Origin of the sequence: Empedobacter sp. UBA6745, from assembly GCF_002453775.1 — a bacterium.
GTDB classification, from domain to species: Bacteria; Bacteroidota; Bacteroidia; order Flavobacteriales; family Weeksellaceae; genus Empedobacter; species Empedobacter falsenii_C.
Window position 1 is genome coordinate 1 of sequence record NZ_DKHL01000027.1, and the last position, 5519, is coordinate 5519.

The 5519-nt window shown below is 26.9% G+C and carries 6 protein-coding genes; 1 reads left to right on the plus strand and 5 read right to left on the minus strand.

The features are described from left to right. Positions 1-536, minus strand: a 536-nt coding sequence (locus B4H69_RS08545; RefSeq protein ID WP_349679662.1) for a TaqI-like C-terminal specificity domain-containing protein, incomplete at its 3' end; no start/stop codon positions are given. A 122-nt stretch (positions 537-658) separates the two neighbouring features. Between B4H69_RS08545 and B4H69_RS08550 the strand changes: the two genes are divergently transcribed. Further along, entirely contained in the window at positions 659-1279 is a 621-nt protein-coding gene (locus B4H69_RS08550; RefSeq protein WP_038330384.1) for a master DNA invertase Mpi family serine-type recombinase, read from the plus strand. 165 nt (positions 1280-1444) lie between these two features. Here the strand turns inward: B4H69_RS08550 and B4H69_RS08555 are convergent, their stop codons facing one another. The 4 genes from B4H69_RS08555 to B4H69_RS08570 all read right to left on the minus strand — a co-directional run bounded on the left by B4H69_RS08555 (position 1445) and on the right by B4H69_RS08570 (position 5365). Next, positions 1445-2131, minus strand: coding sequence for an RloB family protein (locus B4H69_RS08555; protein ID WP_038330386.1), 687 nt, complete (start codon positions 2129-2131; stop codon positions 1445-1447). After that, positions 2115-3413: an AAA family ATPase gene (locus B4H69_RS08560; RefSeq protein WP_038330387.1), complete on the minus strand. Its 1299-nt coding sequence runs from the start codon at positions 3411-3413 to the stop codon at positions 2115-2117. The genes B4H69_RS08555 and B4H69_RS08560 overlap by 17 nt, the downstream gene beginning before the upstream one ends. A gap of 315 nt (positions 3414-3728) precedes the next feature. Continuing rightward, the gene (locus tag B4H69_RS08565) at positions 3729-4499 is read right to left on the minus strand and encodes an SMODS domain-containing nucleotidyltransferase (RefSeq protein WP_291093518.1); all 771 of its coding nucleotides are present in this window, start codon (positions 4497-4499) and stop codon (positions 3729-3731) included. Next, the gene (locus tag B4H69_RS08570; RefSeq protein ID WP_291093521.1) at positions 4499-5365 is read right to left on the minus strand and encodes an S-4TM family putative pore-forming effector; all 867 of its coding nucleotides are present in this window, start codon (positions 5363-5365) and stop codon (positions 4499-4501) included. The genes B4H69_RS08565 and B4H69_RS08570 overlap by 1 nt, the downstream gene beginning before the upstream one ends. Positions 5366-5519: the final 154 nt, after the last annotated feature.

The following is a 5519-nucleotide window of genomic DNA, read 5'->3' on the forward strand; positions in this document are numbered from 1 at the left end:
TCATCTGTTTTAATTTCATTATTTCTGTATTTATCAATTAGTACATTAATTTCATAATTGATATTATTTGAAACTTCTAATACTTTAATTTTTTCAAAAAAAATCTTACTTAATTCTCTAGTTCCCCCTTGAAGTTCTGGGAAGTTATCCTTAAAACAACATTTAAAAATTTTAGAATTAAAAAATGCAGTCAGATAAGCTATATTTTCACCTGTGATAATAAAACATTTTTGATTTACATAAACACCATCTAAGTCATATACAAAAGGTAAAAATTTTGTCATATTAGGATATATAATTTTTTGTATAGAAAAATCGTCCATATAAGCACAGTTCCTTAAGTTGTAAGGTGTATCTCCTTTATCTGATCTTTTTTCAAGTTGAGAATAAAATTGATCTAAATGTGCTTTAATCGCAGGGTAATTATTTATATCTATTGGTTTTATGCCCTTTTCTTTGATCCCATTATGGGACGTAATTAACCATAAATCAGCAAAATCATAACTGTATTTTTTGATGTCCCTGCCTCGTAAAATAGGTCGATTATTTTAATCAGTTTTTTATTGAATAATTAAAGTAGTTTCATTTCTGTATAAAAAAATAGTCTTTATTTTTTTTAGACAATTTCTCATCATTTTTGCATCAAATTAAATGAAGAATGATTTACGGATACATCAGAGTAAGTACAGACAAACAAACAGTAGAAAATCAACGATTCGAGATCAATCAGTTCTGCGATAATCAACAATTATTCGTAACCAAATGGATAGAAGAAACAATATCAGGAGCCAAGCAAGTAGAAGATCGTAAATTAGGTAAATTATTAAAAAAAATGAAGCCTGGCGACATTTTAGTATGTTCCGAATTATCTCGTTTAGGACGTAACTTGCTAATGATAATGGGGGTACTAAACGAATGTATGAATAGAGACATACAAGTATGGACTATTAAAGATAATTACAGATTAGGTAGCGACATTAATTCAAAAGTATTAGCTTTTGCTTTTGGTCTTTCTGCTGAAATAGAACGTAATTTAATTTCTCAACGTACCAAAGAAGCTTTAGCACGCAAAAAAGCAGAAGGTGTTATACTTGGACGCCCTAAAGGCAGAAAGTCGTCTAAAACGAAATTAACAGGGCAAGAAAAACAAATTAAAGAGTTATTAGAAAAGAATGTTTCATACAGTGCCATCGGTCGCATATTAGGTGTCCATAGATTAACAGTAACATCTTTTATAAAAAACAACCCAGAAGTATTAGCATATAAATCAGATTTTTAGGGAATCATCTAAATTATCTAACTATATTTTTAGTTATTAATGTAAAAAAACCTCGCTAGAGTTTTTAAGCGAGGTTTATATTTTATTATTTTCTGTCTTAAATAATTTTGCAAAACATCTCATCCCCTCCGGGCTAGAAGAAAGCTTAGTTATTAGCGGAAGAACTTATTTTCTTACATTCTCATTCAGAGTTTGTACTAATTTATATACTGTTGTAACTGGATTTTGTTTATGATATATCAAATGTTTTTGACTCTCATATAACTCATCAGCATTTTTGATTGCTCTTTCTTGAGAGGCATGTTCATCATTTAATAGAATAGAATAAACTTTTTGACAAAATGCATATTTTTTTCCTTCTCTTTCGTAATTAATACCAAATTTTTGGCTCAATTGCTCATAATAAAATGTTCTTAATTGTTGAGCTTCGATTTTATTATAATGTAAATAAAACCATAATTCAAAAGAATCATTTGAATATGCAACTTCGTTACCTAGTGTATTTGCTTTTTCAATTGCATTGTCAAAATCAGCATATTCATCAGCACCATTTTTAAAATCCATATCAAATACACACCATACTTCATCATATTCATATTCTGAGCTTTCTATTATTTTTTGTGTGCTATCAACTAGCTTAGTTTTTGATTGACCTCCCAAATCTACAGCTTCAACCTTCAAACCTAGAACTGGAAATGATTCAAAATATAATTTTTCAGTTTGGCCTTCACAAACTATTAAAATAGATTTTCTTATCGGTATAGTTTCTATTTGATAACTACTTGGTTTAGCTTTTCTATTCCAAGCTTTGTTCTTATCTGTCTTTTTTACAGCTCTAGTTGGTTTCGGCATAATCAAAATTTAATAGAGATGAAAAATTACCTAAGAATGGAATAGCTCCATATTTACCTTGAATATAATCCTTTTCAAAAGATGCATTGTTTCTAACACCTTTAATTTCAACTAAAGTATATAAATGACTTGCACCATATTTGTCTTTTTCTACAAAGTCGATTTGGTCTCTTCGTAAAATTTCTGAACTTAAGAGATTTGTATCGTGAGTTGTAAAAATTAATTGTGAATTTTTATTTGATTCAGAGTTGAAAAGTTCAACAATTTTTTTAGTTAAAAGTGGATGAAATCTTGAATCAAATTCATCAATAATTAAAGTGCGACCTTCATTTAATGCATTAAAGATGAATGGACTTAATTCAAACATTTTGATAGTTCCTTCTGATTCTTGTCCACTTAATACAAATGGAACGTTGCCAACTTTTTTATTTCCTTCATATTGACTACGACTAGAAACGATGATATTTCCCTTTTTAAATTCTTTTTTTAAATCATCATCAGCATCTTCTGGTAAATTATCTTTAGTTATTTCAATATTTTCAATATCATTAATCCCCGTATCAGCATTTTTTAAAAAGTCTAAAATAAATTTCTTTTTATTTAAATCATCCAATGCATCACCAGCAGCTGAGTACATACCACTATGCCCTAAACCATTGATCACAATAATTGAAGAAATTGCTTTAATTACTGATTTAGACATTTTACCAAAGCCAAATGAAGCTAATGATGTTAAGAACAAAGAATTAGTTCTAAAAATAGTATTTTCATCGTCGTCAAGTAACGAAATGAATTTACTGCCTTCTTCAAAATGCTTATCATTGACTTCTAGAATTTCTTGTTCTTCTCTAATAAACAAAGTTTGTTCTCGTTTATTAGGAGTATAGAATAACCATTCACTTTTAATGCAATTTTCATCTGCCTCGAATCCATATCTGTATTTTATATTTTTAATTCTAAATACCAATTGGAAAAAAGTTGGCTCTTTTAATTTATCTACTGATAATTTAAAAGGCTCAATAATATTTAAAATTTTATCGTCTTTTACAGATGATGTTACAATACGAATAAAAGTAACTAATGCTTTAATAATATTACTTTTACCACTAGCATTTGCACCATAAATTGCTTTGGATTTAATTAATGACATTTTATCATCAATTTCAATTACATTACGCTTATCAATTGACGGATGAAATGATTTAATTTTTGCAGCAGTCATATTTAAGGTTTGTTCATCCTTAAATGACCAAAAGTTTCCGAAATTAAATTCTTCAATCATTTCTTCTTATTTTAAAATTTGTATTTTTTTTACAAATATAAGAATAAGCTTTGGGATATGTACTATATTTGGATGTTAAATAATTTGGATGTTTATACTTAAAGTATTTCGCTAACATCGTAATTTACGAAATAAATAATAAGAAAAATTTCGTAAAATTAAACTCAAATATATAAAAAAAACTATATTTTACACCTTGTTGTGTAATACAAAAAACCTCGCTTAAAACACTTAGTGAGGTTGTTATTTGTACTATATTGTGTTTTTGTAGCTAAAATTGGAGTTGTGCAACAGTTTCCGATGTTATAAGCAGTTTTAAAATTCTTCTTTAATTTTTGATTCTGCAGTTAGTAGAAATCCAGTTCTTTCCAATTCTAATACTTCAGCTATTTTAGATTTTAAACGATTTACTTTAACAAGTTTGTAATCTGGTAAATTATATGTTGGCAAATTATTTATAGCTTTAAATAAATAATCTTTGAGATTAATGCAAAACCAATAAGTGGTTCCTGTAATATTACTTTCAAGTTCAAAAGAACTATACACTTTATTATTTTTTACGTTCCAATATTTTAATAACCTAACAACTTTTCGTATTAAATAATTATTTAATTGATTACAATTATTTAAATCATTTTTTATTTGATTTGGATTAGTAGAAATCCATCTTGTATAAGATGAAGCAGGAGCAGGAATGTAAAGTGTACCCCAACTTTCATAAGCTGGAACTAATTCAAATTTAATATGATTTAATTCTAAAACTATTGTGGGAGAAGATTGGTAAATTTCACTACGTGAGTATTGATTTTGAACAAATGTTTTTATACGATTCATCATTGTTTGAGGCGTATAAGAATTTGCATCAGAGAAAACAATCATAAAATCTACGTCTGAACTAGAATCATAATATCTTTTTAAAATTGTTTTTCTATCATAAGAACCGAAGACAAATTTTCTTTTAACATTATACAGGTGATTTCCAACTTTTGTACTTAAATTATTAATTGATCTATCAATACTAAACCTTTCTGAATCTTGTATTTTAATAGTGTTTGATAAGTTTGTTAAATGTGATAATACTGACATTAAAAGCTGTTTTTTATATTTCTAATTACTTCATCTGTATGGTCTTCAAATTTTTGTTTATATATTTTGTAAAACCAATCTGGTGTCTTTTCAATACTATTTCTCTCGTTGAAAATAACATTTTGTATATTTCTTAAAATTGTATCTGATGGTAATGATCTTGTATTAGAATAATTCATTAACTCATTATCAATGTCTTGAATTATGTTCTTTTTAGTATCTCTCTGAGATTTAACATTGTAAAAGTTTTGTACTCCGTATACTAAAAAGGGTATTGTAGGGGAAAGTATTTTCATAGTATCATAAATACCATAATTTATAGAGATTACTATAACAAAGAAGATAGCATAATACAGAATTACACTAATTAGTAATGTTTTAGAAAATTTATATTTAAGTGTATTTTCCCACGACAGATTAATTCTTTGACATAACATTACCGCAATATTTTTATCTAAGTCAGTTGTTATTTCTTGAGAGTACCAATTTTGTAAATCATTATCTTGATATTCATTAGACAATTCAGTTATTGTATCTACAGAAATTTTTTCCCTACACAAAATATTGTTCCACTGCATATCGAATAATTCTGTATCAAATTGTTCTTGTATTTTTGCACCTACAGACAATTTGCTTTTTCTAATAGTATCAAAAACTAAATACAATATTGTCCAAATTACACCAATAACTGTTAAAACATCTAGAGAACTATTTTTAGCAAAACCAATGATTGGAGTAATTATGGCAATTAATATTGATACAGTATCGAATATTTGATAACTTTTACATTTACTATAAGCAATTCTTTGTGCTTTTAGTAAATCAATCATTGATTGTTGATTTTGTTTTGTAGAGATGTAGTTCATAAAATTGGATATAACATGTTTTTTCACGAAATTAATATAGCATTAGTTCCGTAATATTATTCCAAACATACAACAACCTTTTAACAATAAATTACGGTTTCACGTAAAAACAAAAAAACCTCCTTAAAACGGTTGCTGAGCATTCTAAGATAAA